Below are 16,256 nucleotides of genomic sequence, written 5' to 3' on the forward strand. Positions count from 1 at the left end.
CGGATCGCCGGCGTCAGGTGGTGCCGAGCCAGAACCGCGTTTCGGTTTCCGCCCAGCCCTTGCCGATGCGGTTGCTCAGCCAGCTGTCGCTGCGCTTCAGACCCTTGTCCTTCTGGCCCTCCGGCGTGTTGCGCCAGGCCTGCCAGCGATACTGGCCGTAGATGCTGACGATGCGCGCGGCATAGGTCAGCGCCAGCTGCGAATCGCCCCTGATGATGACGAGGTTGTCGTCGTTCTTGGTGCTGGCGCGGTCGGAGAAATTGTGCGAGCCGGTCATGACCACCGCGTTCTTGCCGGCCGGATCCAGCACGATCACCTTGCTGTGCACGGCGATCATGAATTTGCCGGTGTTCTTGATCTCGTGCTCCCACCAGTCCGCGGTCTTGTCGATGCCGGCGGGCCGGATCACGTCGGCGATCTGCTTGCCCTTGAAGACCTGCTGCTGTCCGTCGCCGGCCAGGAGCTGCAGCTGATCCTTCGGGCTGTCCTTGCCCTGCGCCGGGAAATTGTTGAGCACCCCGCGCACATAAAGCTTCTTGTCCTGCGCCTTCTCCAGGATCGGGCCGAGCAGGCCCTTGTTGCCGGGATTGAGCATCAGGCACGCCGCGCCATGCTCGGTGTCCTCGATCATCCTGGTGGCTTCCTTGAGGTCACCGCTCCTGGTGGTGGGCGTGAACCAGACGCTGAGCTTCGACTTGCCGATGGTGAAGGGCCATTCGTGATCGCCGGCCACGGCCAGCGCCTTCGGCGACTTGCTGCCGTCGGCGTAGATCGCTTTCCAATGGTCATGATAGGCCGCCGCGACCTTGTCGTCGGTGATCTCGAGCCCGTTGTTGTTTTGGGTGCACAGTCCGGTCCGGGTCCAGTTGGTGCTGCCGGTCCAGACCACCTTCGGCTTCTGCGCGCCGTCGCAGAACACCGCGAACTTGTTGTGGGCGTAACGGCTCGGCGCGATCTTGCGGCGAACGATGTCGACGCCGGCCTTCTTCAGCACGCCGGCGTTCTTCTCGGTGTCCTTGGCGGTGGCGTCGGACTTGCCTGTGCTGTTGCCGAGCACGACGTGCGCCTTGCCCTTCATCGCGGTCAGCGCGGCGATCAGCTCAGGGTCGTTGAGCTCGTAGAGCGCGAGATAGACGTCGCGCTTGCTCTTCTTGGCTTCAGCCAACAGCGCCAGCAGGCGGGCGCCGAGCTGGCCCTTGAGGAAGTCACGGATCTTGTTGCCCTTGGTCGAGATCGCCTTCTCCAGGGATTGCGCCGGCTTTTTGTCCTTGCCGATCGCGCGCGACAGCCATTGCGCCGAGATCGTGCCGCGGTTGAACCATGGCTTGAGCGGGCCCGACGGCATTGCGGAGACGTATTCGGTCCATGTCGCTGGCGCACTGTAGGCGGGCTTCACCTTGGTGGCGCCGTCCTTGAGAACCGGAACGACGCCATAGCGGACCGGCGCGTCGGTTGGCGCCAGGAAATCGGTCCAGTTGGTCTTCTGCACCGGCCATTCGGTGCTCGGCCGATGTTCGCCCGGCTTGTGATCCTGCGCCTGGTCCTCGAACCCGACCCAGGTGTCGACCACGGTTGCACTTTTGCCCTGCTGCTGACGATACAGCGCAAAGCCGAGGCAGTCCGGGATCATTGCCGCGACCTCCCAGACCACGAAGATGCCGTCGGTGGTCGGGAACGCCTGAATTGTGGAAATCATGGTGATGCCTCCAAATCGCGGCTGAGAAATATCCGGTCGACATGAACCTGGCGCGTCAACGTCGCCCGGCGATCCCTGAAGTCGCGTCGGATCGTTCCGAGCGTCGGGGCAGCTGATCTAGCAAGGAGAGTATGCCAGACAATCTACAACCTGGTCTGTCGGCAGGATCACAGATCGGTCACGTCGTGCGCACCCGTTGGGCCGCGATGCTGTGGGCCCGATCGCGGCTTCCTACAGCAACCGCACCGTGACCTTCGCCTTGCCCTTATGGTCGCCGTAGAACCATCCGCAGACCCAGGGCAGGCTGATGACGGCCTGGTTGACGTAGAGGAAGATCTCGCCGCTGCGATCGGCGGTGAAACGCGCCTTGTAGACCTGCGGGTCGGTGTTCGACACCGGCAGGGGGTCGAGAAAATACTCGTCGACGCCGGTCTCTCCGACCCGTGCGATCAGCCTGAACCATGGCCGGAACAGGATCCGCCGCAGGAAGATCGCGAAATAGCCGCGCAACTGCTTTGTGCCTTCGATGGTCGAGGTCCGGTATCCGATCGGCGTCACCGCGCGGCCGGCGTCCTCCCATGGCTCCGACATCGTGATCGCGATCTCGTATTTGAACCCGGTGCGGACCTTGAGGCCGGTCGGCGCACAGATGGCGCCGGTGTCGAAGTCGGCGGCATCCTGCGGGATGCCCTTGTCGACGGCGACAAGCTTGTCCGTTGCAGTGCCCGTGCAGAATGCCCCCGTCGAATCGGCGAGATTGAACAGGAAGTGGCTGACCAGCGTCGCGCTGAACCAGACCAGCAGGGCCGTGAGCAGGAAAGGGACGACATGCCGCTTTCCGACGTTGAGAATCCACTGATAGACCGCGCTGGTACGGAATCGATAGATCGCATCGTGCATGAACCCGGAGAGTGGCGTCGGCTTCGCGCGGTCACGCCAGATGATCCGCATCCTGTCGCTGATCGTCGCGCTGAGCGAACTGCCGGCACCCATCAGCACGATGACAGCAAGGATGCCGCCGGCGAACCATTCCGGATTGCCGGCGTACCAATCGGTCCACCAATGAAAGGAATCGGGCAGGAACGATTGAACGAAGCGCACCAGCTCCGAGATCATCCTGACAGGTGAGCTGAATTCGTGCTCCTTGTGCTGGTTATGGAACAGCCAGAACGTGGCCAGATGCAGCGACGCCGCCAGCGTGGCGAAGTAGGCGATCCGCCGCATCCAGACGTAGTTCCACAGCTTCTCCTGTGCGGCATAGCGCGCCGGTGCGCCCGCGGGCGTCTCAAACGTATTGGCGCCGAGCGGGGTGACCTGGCCGCTGCGCGACACGACCACGTAGTTCGGCGGAAGTCCGATCGGGGCATAGGCATTGGCGCCGCTGTCGATCCGCTCGAACACGCTCTCGTGGATCTTCGGCATCGGCACGCTGACGCCGGCATAGGGATCGTTGCAGAGGTCGGCGACCTTGCGCGGACCGTACCGGTAGTACGCGCCGAGGCCGGCCCGGGAATCGTAGAGGCGGCCATCCTTGTCCTCGGAGGACTTGATTGACTTGATCGCGTCAGGGTCGGCGATCGGTGCGCTCTTGAATGCGAGGCCGCGCTTGACGGCTTCGTCGACCAGCCAGGCCAGCGGCACGAATGCGACAGCGTCGTCCGGATAGCCGCCGCCGACATTGGCGTGCATGCCGACGAACCAGACCTGGACGAGGCGCTCGCCATCGATGCTGGTCGGCACGGCCGGTGCGGGCTGCCTCGGCTCTTGCTCGGTCCAGAGCACCGGATGAAAGGTCGTGCGCTCGTCGTCGAGCGCCAGCGCGTGTCGCGCGCACTTGACCTTCGGGCTGAGAATCCGGTTCGGCAGTTCGAGCGGCCACACCCAGTTGGAGATGCCGCGCGTCATCTCGTCGATCGGCAGGCCATAGGCCGCGACGGTGTCCCAGATGCCGATGAATTCGATCGCCGGCACCGGCTTCCGCGCGATCCTTGCGTACGGCTTGTTGCCTCGAAGGCGATCCCACAGCGGTACAAGAACATAGTCGCGCAGCGCGCGGAACAGCACCTCGATGCGCCAGATCGAGTGGTAGCCCTCGGCCCGGTATGCGCGATAGGCCTTCACCGCGCCGTCGTGCAGCTCGGATTCGGTGTCCGCGGCGATCAGGCCCTGATCGAGGATGAGTGCGGCGAGCGTGCGTACGGTGAACGCGCCGCGGCTGAATCCGAACAGGTAGACCTTCGAATCTTTCGCGTGGTCGTAGTTCCGGCAGATGAACTTGTAGGCGTCGAGGATGTTGCGCTTGAGGCCGTAGCCGAAGGCGCCGCCGAGGATTGCCAGCGGAATGAATTTCGACGTGCCGACGCCGTCATCATACTTGGCGGCCTGCGTATTGCCCTGCAAATCGAGCGACTGGAAGATCCGCCAGACATTGGTGCGCCAGACGCTGGAAGCGGCGTTGCCGGTGCCATCGGACAGAATAATGATCTTCGGACTCGGCATTGAAAGACGCTCGCTGAAACGAATGAAGCGGATGGCGCAGCGTAGCAGGGACCGGATCGTTTGCTACCTTTGATCGCTCTTTAATCATTCCATGCCGCGATAGGTGTGAACTAGCGCACAAAGCGTCACGTGGTCGCGGCCATGTGAGAGGTGACCGCTTTCGCGTTGCTGCGAAAAGGCCTAGCCTAATAGCGGCGCAATTCATTGATGAGGCACAGCCATGCGCAGCCACGTCAGAAAATTTGCCCACGTCCTTGAGCGCTTCGGCCTTGCTTTGGCGGGAGCCGCAAGCGGTCTGTTTGTCGCCATCCATGTCGGCTCGAGCGTCTCGGCGCTGACCTCGCAGGCGTTCCTGCTCGTCATGATGCTGGGCGGAGCGATCGGCTTCTATCTCGGCATCGATACGCCGCCCAAGCTGTTCCATCCGAAGGATTCGGCCTCGATGCGCAAGATCGACGCGGCGGAGCTGCTCGGCGCGATCGGGACCTTCCTCGCGACGATGGTTGCGTTCTTCTCGGTTGGCGTCGTCGTGCTGCGCAGCGAGCCGGACATCGGCTGGACCGCGGCCATCATGGCGGGCTGGGTGCTCGGCGTTGCCATGCAGATCGTCGGCGGCACGATCGCGCGGGCGCGCGCGTGAAGCGTCGGAGTGGCGTTGGACGAGGCTGGTTTGCTGGCTCGGGATCGGTCGTGTTGCAGGGGGGATGGTCTGAACGCAAGTCCTGTGTCGGCCGTCACCCGCTACGCCGGGACACCGCAAAGGCCTACGCCAAGCCGGATCAGCTGCTACTCCGCCTCCCTCATCGGTTCGCGACCTTGGCGGGGTCCTTGACCGCCTTGAACGTCTCCTGCTCGACGCTGTAGAGCTCGCCGCCGACCTTCTCGACCCTGCGAATGTAGATGTCGTGGACGACTTCGCGCGTCTTCGGGTCGATCGACATCGGGCCACGCGGGCTTTCCCAGGCCATGCCCTTCATGGCTTCGACCAACGCATCGCCATTGGTCTTGCCGCCGGTCACCTTCAGCGCCTCGTAAATCAGATGCATGCCGTCATAGGCGCTGACGCTGATGAAGTTCGGTCGAACATTCGCGTTGGCCTTGCGAAACGCCGCGACATAGTCGCGGTTCAGCTCGGATGGATGCGCGGCGGAGTAGAACCCCGCCGTGATCATGCCGATCATCGCATCGCTCATGCCCGGCAGGTCCTCGTCGTCGGCGATGTCGCCGGGGCCGATCAGCTTGATCCCGCTCTTGTCGAGCCCGCGCTCGACGAACTGCTTGGCCAGGATACCGGCCTGGCTTGTCGGGACAAAAATGAACAGAGTGTCGGGATTGCCATCCCGCGCGCGCTGCAGGAACGGCGCGAAATCGGGGTTGGCCAGCGGCACTTTCAGCGCTTCGACGATCGTTCCACCTGCCGCGGTGAAGCTCGCCGAAAATACGCCGGCGGCTTCGCGCCCGGGTGCCCAGTCGGATGCGATGATGGTGGCCCGTTTCGATCCGTTTCTCGCCGCCCAATCCGCCAGCACGCTGGCCTGCTGCGCGTGCGTCCAGCTGGTGCGCACGAAGTAAGGCGACCGTTCGGTCACGATCGAAGTGCCCGATACCATCACGACGGTTGCCGTCTTGCTCTCATTGGCCAGCGGCGCGAGCGCCAGCACGCTCGGCGTCAACCCGCCGCCGAGGATCGCCACCCCGTCGTTGACGATCAGCTCCTGCGCAATGCGCTTGGCATTGTCGGGCACGCTGGCATCGTCCCGGACGATCAATTCGACCTTGCGGCCGGCGACCATGTCGCCGTGCTGCGCCATGTAGAGCCGCGCCCCGGCGACCGCCTGCTTGCCGACCGGCCCCAGAACGCCGGTCAATGGCATCACCAGCCCGACCCTTACGACGTCCTGCGCCTGGGTGAGTCCCGGTCGCACCGCCGCAAGCGACAGAACAGCCCCGACCAACATGGCAAACCGGGTGCTCGACATGGCCAACCTCCCGCGAGCCCGGAATGATGCCGGGCCGGTTCGCGACTATCGGCTTCGCGCCAGGGAAGTCCTGATGAAGAAGTGACAGAACGGCGAATTTGCTGCTAAATTTTCCCGTTTGGTGCCGTCTGTGGGCATGGAGTGACCTCTATGGACCCGGCGACTGATTCCGTTTTGATATTTGATTCCTTTGAGCTTGATCTCGCCCGCGGCGTAGCCCGCGTGGATGGCGTCGATCTCGATCTCAGGCCGAAATCATTCGCGGTGCTCGGCTATCTCGCCAGCAATGCCGGGCGGCTGGCATCCAAGCAGGATCTGCACGAGGCGGTCTGGGGTAACGTCGCGGTTTCCGACGACTCGCTCGTCCAGTGCATCCGCGAGCTGCGCCTGAAGCTGCGCGATGATGACCACCGCATCATCAAGACGGTGTCTCGCCGCGGCTATCGTCTCGATGCCAGGCCGCTGCCGCCGCCGCACGATCATGGATCGCAGAACGTCTCGCGTCGAACGTCCGCTCCACGCGGCATCGCAGCACGCTTGGCCGCGCTTCCCCGATGGTCGCTGATCGCCGGCCTGTCGGTGATCGCCTTCGCATCATTCGCATCCGTGCCGCCGCTCGCCAACGGGATGTGGCATCCTCTGGCCGAATTGGCGCACTGGCTTGTGCCGCAGGATCACGGCATCGTGCCGGAGCAGGATGTCGAGCGGATCACCGCGCTGGCCGCCGAGAAGCAGCTTCCGCTTCCCGCCTATCGCGTTCGCGCGCCGGCAAGCGACGTACCGGACAATGTCCGCCGCTTTCTCGGCGTGTGGGTGAGCGCCGAGGGATGGATCAACTCGCACCGCCAATTCATGATGATCGTCACCAATGTCGATCGGGACGGTGTCGCGACCGGCTATCTCGTGAACGGCCCGGCGATGCCGCACAGCCGTGTACCCGGGCCCGGCTTTTCCGGCGGCTTCACCGGATATGTCCTCGACGACGTCTTGCGCTATGACGGCAATACCGGACTGCACTCCGCCTCCATCACCGCGGATGGACGGATCGAGTTCAAGCTCGTCTTCCGCGAGGGAGGTACCGGTGTCGTGTTCCTCGAACCGCTCTGGACCCTTGCCCACCCGGGCCGCATTGCACGCAGTCAAACCTGATCGAGACGCACCCGGTGTGATTACGCGCGCCGCGAAACACCGAGCCCCGCCAGATGCGTGTCGACGAACTGCGCGAGGCGCTCGCGCAGCATCTCGGGCGGGACCGCGACCATGCGCTCCTCGAGGCCGAGTGAGATGATGCCGTGGACCGCGGAGAACATCGTCCGCGACAGCAGCGCGACGTCGCCGGGATCACGATCGGGCAGCAGCCGGAGCAGCGGCGCATGCATCAGCGCGAACGCATCCATCACCATCGTGAGGATGTCTTCCGGAAACGGCCGGTCGTCCTCCATCCGGTGCTCGAACAGCGAGCGCAGCAGATTGGCGTGCTCGGTGGCGAAGCCGAGATAGGCGTCGGCAAGTCCGTGTAGCTGGCGCAGGGGATTGTCGGCCGGGACCGCCTTGAGGCGTGTGGTCAGGGCGTGAACGGTCTCCCGGTTCACGGTCAGGATCAACCCGTCGAAGTCGCCGAACTCATTATAGACACTGCCGATGGAGCAGCCGGCGGCCTCGGCGACATCGCGAACCTTGAGTGATCTCAATCCCTTAGTGGCGATTGACCGGCGCGCGATCTCGATCAGCAGGGCCCGCCGCTGAAGTTTTTTTCGGTCTCGTCGCGATTCTTCTTGAACAATGTTCATTTTCATACTACTAATTTGAGCGTTGCTCAAGTTGGCATAGGAGGCCACTCAGATGCAGACCCTAGCACTTCAATTGACCACCACCCTTGTCGATGACGCGATCGAGCTCGTGAAGGGCTTCGGCCGCGCCGTCCTCAATCTGGCGACCGCGCCGATCGAGCGGATTGCCCGCGCCTGCGACGTCGCAGGCGTCCTGGAGCAGCGGCGCGCGGATCGGCGCGCGCCGCGCCAGGCGGCTGCGAGCGGAGGCCGCTGCAAGCCGCGCAACTGCCGATGGTCACCGTTCGGCGGCTTGAGTGAACTGACCTGAAGCACGCGGCCCGCAATTGTCGGCGAAACCTCAACAAAGCGCTCACCATGTCCCCTGCGAGCCCATCCGGCGTCGATCAACCCCAGGTCTGGATAAGGTCTCGTACATCTCTGGCGGGCAATGTCGCGACGTCCCGGTTCGCCCGATTTTGCGCGCCTTCGAACCGATACGTTGCGGAAAAGACTAAAGGCTGCGGCATCCCCGTCATTTTCTCCACGCTCACCATTCTCCGCCACCCGAATTCGCAGACCTGCCAGCGCCGTGCGCGCTAACCCAAGGAACCGGTCATGATCAAGGAATTGATGACGTCCCGCCGCTTCGCGCCGCTGTTCTGGTCGCAGTTCTGCTCGGCGTTGAACGACAACGTGCTGAAGAACGCGCTCGTCATCATGCTGCTGTATGGCGTCGCCAACGAGCAGGGGCCGGCGCTGGTCCAGCTCGCGGGGGCGGTGTTCATCGCTCCGTTCTTCGTGCTCTCGGCGCTCGGCGGCGAGCTCGCCGACCGCTACATCAAATCCGTCGTCGCCCGCCGGCTGAAGTTCTTCGAGATCTTCGCCGCGGCCTTTGCCGCCGCCGGCTTCTTCACCCATTCGATCCCGCTGCTGTTCATCGCGCTGGCGCTGTTCGGCATCGTCGCGGCGCTGTTCGGTCCGGTGAAATATGCCGTTCTGCCCGACCAGCTGTCGGTGTCTGAACTCGCGACCGGCAACGCGCTGGTCGAGGGCGCAACCTTCATGGCGATCCTGATCGGCACCATTGCGGGTGGCATGTTCGTCGCCGGCGCCAGCCACATGGGCTGGATCTGCGCCGCCGTGGTCGGCCTGTCGGTGCTGTCCTGGGCGTTTGCATCGCGCATCCCGGTGACGCAGCCGTCGGCGCCCGATCTGCCGATCACAAAAAATCCCTGGACCTCGACCGTGCGCCTGTTGAAGTCGCTCTATGCCGAGCCGCGGCTGTGGGACGGCATGGTGATCGTGTCCTGGTTCTGGATGGTCGGTGCGATCGTGCTGTCGCTGCTGCCTGCGCTGATCAAGGAAGGCGTCGGCGGTACCGAGGGCGTGGTCACGCTGTGCCTCGCCGTGTTCGCGATCGGCATCGCCGCCGGCTCGCTGTTCGCCGCGCAGCTGAGCCATGTCCGCCCGAACCTCGCGCTGGTGCCGATCGGCGCCATCGTGATGGGCGTGGTCGGCCTCGACCTCGCCTGGGCGATCGCCACCACCTCGCTCGGCAAGGATGTCACCGCGGTTGCGTTCGCGACCTCGTTCGGCGGCTTCCGCATGCTGGCCGACTTCTTCCTGTTCGCCTTCGGCGGCGGCCTGTTCGTGGTGCCGTCGTTCGCTGCCGTGCAGGCCTGGACCGCGCCGTCCGAGCGCGCCCGCATCATCGCCGCAGGCAACATTTTGCAGGCCGGCTTCATGGTCGCCGGCGCGGTGTTCGTCGGCGCCCTGCAATATATCGGCCTGCCGATCGCCTGGATTTTCTTCGGCCTCGCCGTCGCGAGCTTCGGCACCGTCTGGTTCGTGCTGAGCAAGTGGGGCAAGGAGGGCGTGCGCGACTTCGGCGCGCTGCTGTTCCGGGCGCTGTTCCGTGTCGAGGTGCGTGGCATGGAGAACCTGCCGCCATCGGGCACGCGGATGCTGATCGCGCCCAACCATGTCAGCCTGGTCGATGGCCCGCTGCTGCACGCCACCTTGCCGATCGATGCGAGCTTCGCGGTCGACACTGGCATCTCCAAGGCGTGGTGGGCCAAGCCGTTCCTGAAGATGATCAAGCATTACACGATGGACCCGACCAAGCCGCTGGCCGCGCGCGACCTGATCAAGCTGGTCGCCGCCGGCGAGCCGGTGGTGATCTTCCCGGAAGGGCGCATCACGGTCTCGGGTTCGTTGATGAAGGTCTATGACGGCACCGCAATGATCGCCGACAAGGCCGATGCGGTCGTCGTCCCGGTCCGCATCGAGGGCGCGCAGCGTTCGCATCTCAGCTATCTCAAGAATGGCGAGATCAAGCGCTCCTGGTTCCCCAAGGTGACGATCTCGATCCTGCCGCCGGTGAAGCTGCCGGTCGACCAGTCGCTGAAGGGCAAGGCGCGCCGCAATGCCGCCGGTGCCGCGCTGCAGGACGTGATGATCAACGCCATGGTCCAGAACGCGATGCTCGACCACACGCTGTTCGAGGGCCTCGGCCACGCCTATCGCGACCGCGATACCGGCAAGCCGATCATCGAGGACGCGCTCGGCACCAAGCTGACCTATCGCAAGCTGATCCTCGGCGCCCAGGTGCTGAGCCGCAAGCTCGAGCAGGGCACCGCGGTCGGCGAGAATGTCGGGGTGCTGCTGCCGAACTCGGCCGGCGTTGCCGTCGTGTTCATGGCGCTGCAGACCATCGGCCGCGTGCCGGCGATGCTCAACTTCTCGGCAGGTCCAGTCAATGTGCTGGCGGCGATGAAGGCGGCGCAGGTGAAGACCGTGCTGACCTCGCAGGCCTTCATCGAGAAGGGCAAGCTCGACAAGCTGATCGCGGCGCTCGCCGGCCAGGCGCGCGTCGTCTATCTCGAGGATGTCAGGGCCGGCATCGGCCTCGCCGACAAGGTCGCGGGCTTCCGCGCCGGCATCGCGCCGCGCGTCGCCCGCAAGGCCAACGATCCCGCGGTCATCCTGTTTACCTCGGGTTCGGAAGGCACGCCGAAGGGCGTCGTGCTGTCCCATCGCAACATCCTCGCCAACGCGGCACAGGCGCTGGCGCGGGTCGATGCCAATGCCAACGACAAGGTGTTCAACGTGCTGCCGGTGTTCCACTCGTTCGGTTTGACCGGCGGCATGATGATGCCGATCCTCGGCGGCATCCCGATCTTCATGTATCCGTCGCCGCTGCATTACCGGATCGTGCCCGAGCTGATCTACCAGACCGGCGCGACGATCCTGTTCGGCACCGACACCTTCCTCACCGGCTACGCCCGCTCGGCGCATGCCTATGACTTCCGCACGCTGCGGCTCGTCATCGCCGGTGCGGAGGCGGTGAAGGAGCGCACGCGGCAGATCTACATGGAGCGCTACGGCATCCGCATCCTCGAGGGCTATGGCGTCACCGAGACCGCGCCGGTGCTGGCGATGAACACGCCGATGGCCAATCGCCAGGGCACCGTCGGCCGCATCTCGCCGCTGATGCAGTACCGTCTCGATCCGGTCCCCGGCATCGAGGAAGGCGGCCGCCTGTCGGTGAAGGGCCCGAACGTCATGCTCGGCTATCTCCGTGCCGAGAATCCCGGCGTGCTCGAGCCGCTGCCCGAAGGCTGGCACGACACCGGCGACATCGTCTCGGTCGACGCGCAGGGCTTCATCGCGATCAAGGGTCGTGCCAAGCGCTTCGCCAAGATCGCCGGCGAGATGGTCTCATTGTCCGCGGTGGAGGCGATCGCGGCCGCGATCTGGCCGCAGGCCATGTCGGTTGCGGTCACGCTGCCCGATCAGCGCAAGGGCGAACGCATCGTGCTGCTCACTACGCAGAAGGACGCCGACCGCGCCGCGATGCAGCGCCAGGCCAAGAGCGTCGGCGCCTCCGAGCTCGCGGTGCCGGCCGATATCCGCGTCGTCGACAAGGTGCCTCTGCTCGGCACCGGCAAGACCGACTATGTCGGCGCCACTGCGCTGGCCAAGGAAATAGCAGCGGAACTTGCCGCGGCGCCTGCGCCGCAGGTCGAGCCCGCCGGCGATGAGGGCGAGGCCGAGCCGGCGCGGCTGGCGCAACACGTTGCATGAGGCTTGGCATGATGGTTGTGCTTTTCGGGAGCATGTTGTCAGATAGACGGCAACTGCTCCCGAGAAAGCACGATCATGCTGGACAAACTGAACCCGGCCACGGAGGACGCGCCTGAACTTGCCGCCGAGCAATGGATCGGCGCGCTGGATGCGGCGCTCGCGAGCCGCTCCACGGAGGCTCTATCCGCATTGTTTGCGCCGGAGAGCCACTGGCGCAATATCTTCGGCATCTCCTGGCAGTTTGCGACCTTCAGCGGGCGGCAGCGCGTCGTGGCCGAGCTGCTTGCACGCGCTGAAGCGGTCGGCGCGCGCGGATTTCGTCTCGATGACCGTGCCTTGATACCGCGGCAGGCCGTGGTGGCCGGACGCGAGGCGATCGAGGCTGTCTTCACCTTCGACACATCGAATGGCCCCGGCACCGGCGCGGTGCGGCTGCTCCACGATGCTGACGGAAATTCCGCGGCGTGGACGTTCTCCACGATGCTCGACTTCAACCGCATCTGCGAGGCGCGCACCGACGGCGCTGCCGAGCAATCCCACGCGCGCGATTTCGCCGCACCCGACTGGCTGGAGCAGCGACAGGCCTCGCGCGCCTATGCCGACCGCGAGCCCGACGTGCTGATCGTCGGCGGCGGCCATGCCGGCATCGCGGCCGCGGTCGAGTGCAAGCGGATCGGGCTCGATGCCCTGATCGTCGATCGCGAGCGGCGCATCGGCGACAATTGGCGGCTGCGCTATCGCGGCCTCAAGCTGCACAACAAGACGCCGGTCAATCTGTTCCGCTACCTCCCGTTCCCGCCGAGCTTTCCGGACTACATCCCGAAGGACAAGATCGCGAACTGGCTGGAGAGCTATGTCGACATCATGGAGCTCGACTTCTGGACCGAGACCTCGTTCGAAGGCGCGCGCTATGACGATACGACGCAACGCTGGACGGTGACACTGCAACGCAGCTGTGGCCCGCGTACGCTGCATCCGAAGCACATCGTGCTCGCGACCAGCGTCAGCGGCACGCCGAACATTCCCAGGATCGACGGCATCGGGAATTTCGAGGGGAAGGTGCTGCACTCCAGCGCGTTCGCGGCCGGGCGCGAATGGGCGGGGCGTTCGGTCGTCGTGTTCGGCACCGGCACCAGCGCGCATGACATCTGCCAGGAGCTGCACGCCGCCGGCGCCGACGTCACCATGGTGCAGCGCAGCCCGACCATGGTGGTCAATGTCGAGCCGGCGCAGCTCTACGACAAGACCTATCTCGGCGATGGCCCGCCGATCGAGGTGCGCGATATCCTCAATTCCGGCGTGCCGCTGCCGGTGATGAAGATCGCGCACAGGATCATCACTGACGAGGTCAAGCGGCTCGATGCGCCGCTGCTGTCGCGGCTGGAGCGCGCCGGCTTCCGGCTCGAGTTCGGCGAGGACGGCACCGGCTGGCCGCTGAAATTCCGCTCCCGCGGCGGCGGCTACTACTTCAATGTCGGCTGCTCCGAATTGATCGCCGACGGCAAAATCCGCCTGATCCAGGCCGCCGACATCGCCGATATCACCGCCGCCGGCCTTGCGCTGAAGGACGGCACGTCGCTCGCCGCCGAGCTGTTCGTGCTCGCCACCGGCTACAAGGGCCCGGACCATCTGGTCGGCAGGTTGTTCGGCGAGGACGTCGCCGCCCGCGTCGGCCGCGTCTGGGGCTTCGACGAGGCGACCCAGGAGCTGCGCAACATGTGGACGCGCACGCCGCAGCCCGGCCTTTGGTTCGCCGGCGGCGCGTTCTCGCAGGCCCGCATCTACAGCCGCTTCATCGCGCTGCAGATCGCAGCGATCGAGGCCGGCGCGCTTTCCAAGCAACTCACCTGAACTCCACGCACTCGCACTGAAGGACTCCCATGCCGCTTCCGCTCGATCCCGTCATTGAGAAGATCATCCCGCTGCTGCCGCTGCGCGATCCCGAAACCATGACGCCGCAGAGCTGTCGCGATTCGCTCCGGGCGCTGGCGGAGGCGCGCAAGGCGGTGCCGCCGCCGCCGGTCGACGTGGCACGCGATATCGAGGTCGCTGGCGCCGCCGGCAAGCTCGGCGCGCGGCTCTATCGCAACGGCCGTGGCACGGCGCCGACCGTGATCTTCTTCCACGGCGGCGGCTGGGTCGCCGGCGATCTCGAGACGCATGATCGCCAGGCCCGCAACCTCGTGATCGACACCGGCGCTGTCGTGATCTCGGTCGATTACCGCCGCCCGCCGGAAACCCGCTTTCCCGGCGCGTTCGAGGATGCGTTCGCCGCGATCCGCGACGTGGTCGCGCGGATCGACGAATTCGGCGGCGACCTTTCCCGCGTCGGCGTCGCCGGCGATTCCGCCGGCGGCAATCTCGCCGCCACGTCAGCGCTGGCCTGCCGCGACGCCGGCATCAGGCTCGCCGGGCAATTGCTGGTCTATCCCGTCACCCATGTGGTCGGCAATTTTGCCGACGCGGCCGAGAACGCCAAATTTCCGTCACGCGCCGAGAATGCGGACGGCTACTTCCTGACGCGGGCGACGATGCAGTGGTTCTGCGGGCACTATCTCGCCGACAAGGCCGAGGGCGCCGACTGGCGTGTCTCGCCGCTGCGCGCGAAGAGCCTTGCCGGTGTGGCGCCGGCGGTCGTCACCACCGCCTGGTTCGACCCGCTGCGCGACGAGGGTCATGCCTACGCGCGGGCGTTGCAGGCGGCCGGCGTGCCGGTGACCTATCATTCCGGCGAGGGGCTGATTCACGGCTATTTTGGTCTCGGCGACGCGTCGGAGGCCGCACGCGCCGAGGCGCAGCGTGCGCGGGCGGATTTTCGGGTGTTGCTGGAGAAGGGGGTGTGACTCCTCGCTTGCCTCCCCTGGAGGGCGCTTGCGGGGGAGGCGCGTTGCCAAAATATCGAAAACAACCCCATGCAAAGTAGCCGGCGGTGGCCGACGTTCGACCCGGCGACTTGACGCGTCGGGCAACTCAGGGGTATATTTCCAATATTCCGAAATCGATCATGCGTATGCCCGCACCCGGGGGCAGGTGGCATTTCGCCGTTGTTGACGGGGAGCTAACCTCCTCGTCGTCCCGGCGAAGGCCGGGACCCATAACCACCGCAGCCTGTTGCAGGAGCGGGCTGCGGCTCCAGCGTCGCGCCACGCCATCCAGTCGGGGTAATGGGTCCCCTGAGTTCACAAACGAAGTGCAACACTTCCTTGAGGAGGTGTTGCCATGGGGCGGACTTACAAGCAGCTCTCTCTGGACGACCGATGCGAGATTGCCTGCCTATCGGCCAATGGCAGCTCGGTCCGGCAAATCGCGGCAGCTCTGGATCGCTCGCCATCAACGATCTCTCGGGAACTGAGGCGCAATCGGGGGAGCCAGGTCGGCTACAAGCCGAGCTATGCCCAGCACCAGATGCGAGCGCGGCGCTGGACGGGCGGACGCCTCGAACGGGAGCCCGGCCTGCGCCGCGCGGTGTTGCAACGCCTTCGCCGCGGCTGGTCGCCCGAGCAGGTCGCTGGCCGGCTGGCCCGCGAGTACGGGCGCAAGGTGATCTCCCACGAGACCATCTACCGCTTCATCTATCGCCAACTCAGGCGCACCACGGACTTCAACTGGCGGCGCTATCTGCCGCGCGCCAAGAGCAAGCGCGGCTGCCGCGGCAAGCGGGGCGGCAGCCCCGCAAGCTTCATCGAAGGCCGTGTATCCCTGGCAAATCGGCCGCTCGAAGCGGCCGACCGCAGCGTGCCCGGGCACTGGGAGGCCGACCTGATGATGTTCTCGAAATACGGTCAGGCCGTGCTGACCGTGCACGAGCGCACCTCGCGGCTGCTGCTCGGCATCCGCCTTGCCAGCAAGGTCGCGCGCGGTGTCGCCCGCCATCTCGTGGGCTTCTTCGCGCCCCTTCCACAAGAGCTGCGCCAGAGCGTTACCTTCGACAACGGCACCGAGTTCGCCGGTCACCTGGCGCTGCACCGCCTCTCGATCGCGACCTTCTTCTGCGATCCCCATGCCCCCTGGCAGAAGGGTGGCATCGAGAACGCCATCGGCAGGATGCGCCGCTTTATTCCCCGCAAGACGGATCTCGTAACCCTCTCGACCGCCAGATTCCGCCAGTTCATCGCCGCCTACAACAACACCCCGCGCAAATGCCTTGACTACCGCACGCCTGCCGAGTCCTTTGCTCAAGTGTTGCACTTCGAATGTGAATCCACCTCCCGGCCTTCGCCGGGA

At 65.3% G+C, this 16,256-nt stretch carries 10 protein-coding genes and 1 pseudogene; 7 read left to right on the forward strand and 4 right to left on the reverse strand.

Going from position 1 to position 16,256, the window contains the following annotated elements; genetic code table 11:
* Positions 1 to 13: 13 nt before the first annotated feature.
* Together ACVI1L_RS15545 and ACVI1L_RS15550 are read right to left on the reverse strand one after the other, a co-directional pair.
* Complete coding sequence (locus ACVI1L_RS15545; RefSeq protein ID WP_456783230.1) at positions 14 to 1,696, reverse strand: phospholipase D-like domain-containing protein; 1,683 nt, start codon at positions 1,694 to 1,696, stop codon at positions 14 to 16.
* 231 nt (positions 1,697 to 1,927) lie between these two features.
* A complete protein-coding gene (locus tag ACVI1L_RS15550) occupies positions 1,928 to 4,195 on the reverse strand; it encodes a DUF2235 domain-containing protein (protein ID WP_456783231.1) in 2,268 nt (755 codons plus the stop codon).
* Positions 4,196 to 4,415: 220 nt separating this feature from the next.
* On the opposite strand from ACVI1L_RS15550, the gene ACVI1L_RS15555 reads away from it, so the two are divergent.
* Positions 4,416 to 4,835 (forward strand): hypothetical protein, encoded by a 420-nt coding sequence (locus ACVI1L_RS15555; protein ID WP_028336188.1) that lies wholly within the window; start codon positions 4,416 to 4,418, stop codon positions 4,833 to 4,835.
* A gap of 160 nt (positions 4,836 to 4,995) precedes the next feature.
* On the opposite strand, the gene ACVI1L_RS15560 is transcribed toward ACVI1L_RS15555, so the two are convergent.
* The gene (locus tag ACVI1L_RS15560; RefSeq protein WP_456783232.1) at positions 4,996 to 6,174 is read right to left on the reverse strand and encodes an ABC transporter substrate-binding protein; all 1,179 of its coding nucleotides are present in this window, start codon (positions 6,172 to 6,174) and stop codon (positions 4,996 to 4,998) included.
* A 150-nt stretch (positions 6,175 to 6,324) separates the two neighbouring features.
* On the opposite strand from ACVI1L_RS15560, the gene ACVI1L_RS15565 reads away from it, so the two are divergent.
* A complete protein-coding gene (locus tag ACVI1L_RS15565) occupies positions 6,325 to 7,323 on the forward strand; it encodes a winged helix-turn-helix domain-containing protein (protein ID WP_456783233.1) in 999 nt (332 codons plus the stop codon).
* Positions 7,324 to 7,343: 20 nt separating this feature from the next.
* Here the strand turns inward: ACVI1L_RS15565 and ACVI1L_RS15570 are convergent, their stop codons facing one another.
* Entirely contained in the window at positions 7,344 to 7,964 is a 621-nt protein-coding gene (locus ACVI1L_RS15570; RefSeq protein WP_456785557.1) for a TetR/AcrR family transcriptional regulator, read from the reverse strand.
* A gap of 52 nt (positions 7,965 to 8,016) precedes the next feature.
* On the opposite strand from ACVI1L_RS15570, the gene ACVI1L_RS15575 reads away from it, so the two are divergent.
* From ACVI1L_RS15575 to ACVI1L_RS15595, 5 genes and pseudogenes are all read left to right on the forward strand, one after another.
* Entirely contained in the window at positions 8,017 to 8,274 is a 258-nt protein-coding gene (locus ACVI1L_RS15575; RefSeq protein WP_092083143.1) for a hypothetical protein, read from the forward strand.
* 287 nt (positions 8,275 to 8,561) lie between these two features.
* Positions 8,562 to 12,032 (forward strand): acyl-[ACP]--phospholipid O-acyltransferase, encoded by a 3,471-nt coding sequence (locus ACVI1L_RS15580; RefSeq protein ID WP_057015527.1) that lies wholly within the window; start codon positions 8,562 to 8,564, stop codon positions 12,030 to 12,032.
* 75 nt (positions 12,033 to 12,107) lie between these two features.
* The gene (locus ACVI1L_RS15585) at positions 12,108 to 13,883 is read left to right on the forward strand and encodes an NAD(P)-binding domain-containing protein (RefSeq protein WP_057015526.1); all 1,776 of its coding nucleotides are present in this window, start codon (positions 12,108 to 12,110) and stop codon (positions 13,881 to 13,883) included.
* Between the two features lie 29 nt (positions 13,884 to 13,912).
* Positions 13,913 to 14,875, forward strand: a complete 963-nt coding sequence (locus tag ACVI1L_RS15590) for an alpha/beta hydrolase (protein WP_456783234.1) — start codon at positions 13,913 to 13,915, stop codon at positions 14,873 to 14,875.
* A gap of 376 nt (positions 14,876 to 15,251) precedes the next feature.
* Positions 15,252 to 16,238, forward strand: a pseudogene (locus ACVI1L_RS15595) (IS30 family transposase); the annotation flags it as partial.
* Positions 16,239 to 16,256: the final 18 nt, after the last annotated feature.

The organism is Bradyrhizobium sp. USDA 4516, from assembly GCF_054055915.1.

Excerpts from the sequence above, each read along its gene's own strand:
- ACVI1L_RS15545 (WP_456783230.1), bottom strand. The coding sequence starts at position 1,696 with ATGATTTCCACAATTCAGGCGTTCCCGACCACCGACGGCATCTTCGTG.
- ACVI1L_RS15550 (WP_456783231.1), bottom strand. The coding sequence starts at position 4,195 with ATGCCGAGTCCGAAGATCATTATTCTGTCCGATGGCACCGGCAACGCC.
- ACVI1L_RS15555 (WP_028336188.1), top strand. The coding sequence starts at position 4,416 with ATGCGCAGCCACGTCAGAAAATTTGCCCACGTCCTTGAGCGCTTCGGC.
- ACVI1L_RS15560 (WP_456783232.1), bottom strand. The coding sequence starts at position 6,174 with ATGTCGAGCACCCGGTTTGCCATGTTGGTCGGGGCTGTTCTGTCGCTT.
- ACVI1L_RS15565 (WP_456783233.1), top strand. The coding sequence starts at position 6,325 with ATGGACCCGGCGACTGATTCCGTTTTGATATTTGATTCCTTTGAGCTT.
- ACVI1L_RS15570 (WP_456785557.1), bottom strand. The coding sequence starts at position 7,964 with ATGAACATTGTTCAAGAAGAATCGCGACGAGACCGAAAAAAACTTCAG.
- ACVI1L_RS15575 (WP_092083143.1), top strand. The coding sequence starts at position 8,017 with ATGCAGACCCTAGCACTTCAATTGACCACCACCCTTGTCGATGACGCG.
- ACVI1L_RS15580 (WP_057015527.1), top strand. The coding sequence starts at position 8,562 with ATGATCAAGGAATTGATGACGTCCCGCCGCTTCGCGCCGCTGTTCTGG.
- ACVI1L_RS15585 (WP_057015526.1), top strand. The coding sequence starts at position 12,108 with ATGCTGGACAAACTGAACCCGGCCACGGAGGACGCGCCTGAACTTGCC.
- ACVI1L_RS15590 (WP_456783234.1), top strand. The coding sequence starts at position 13,913 with ATGCCGCTTCCGCTCGATCCCGTCATTGAGAAGATCATCCCGCTGCTG.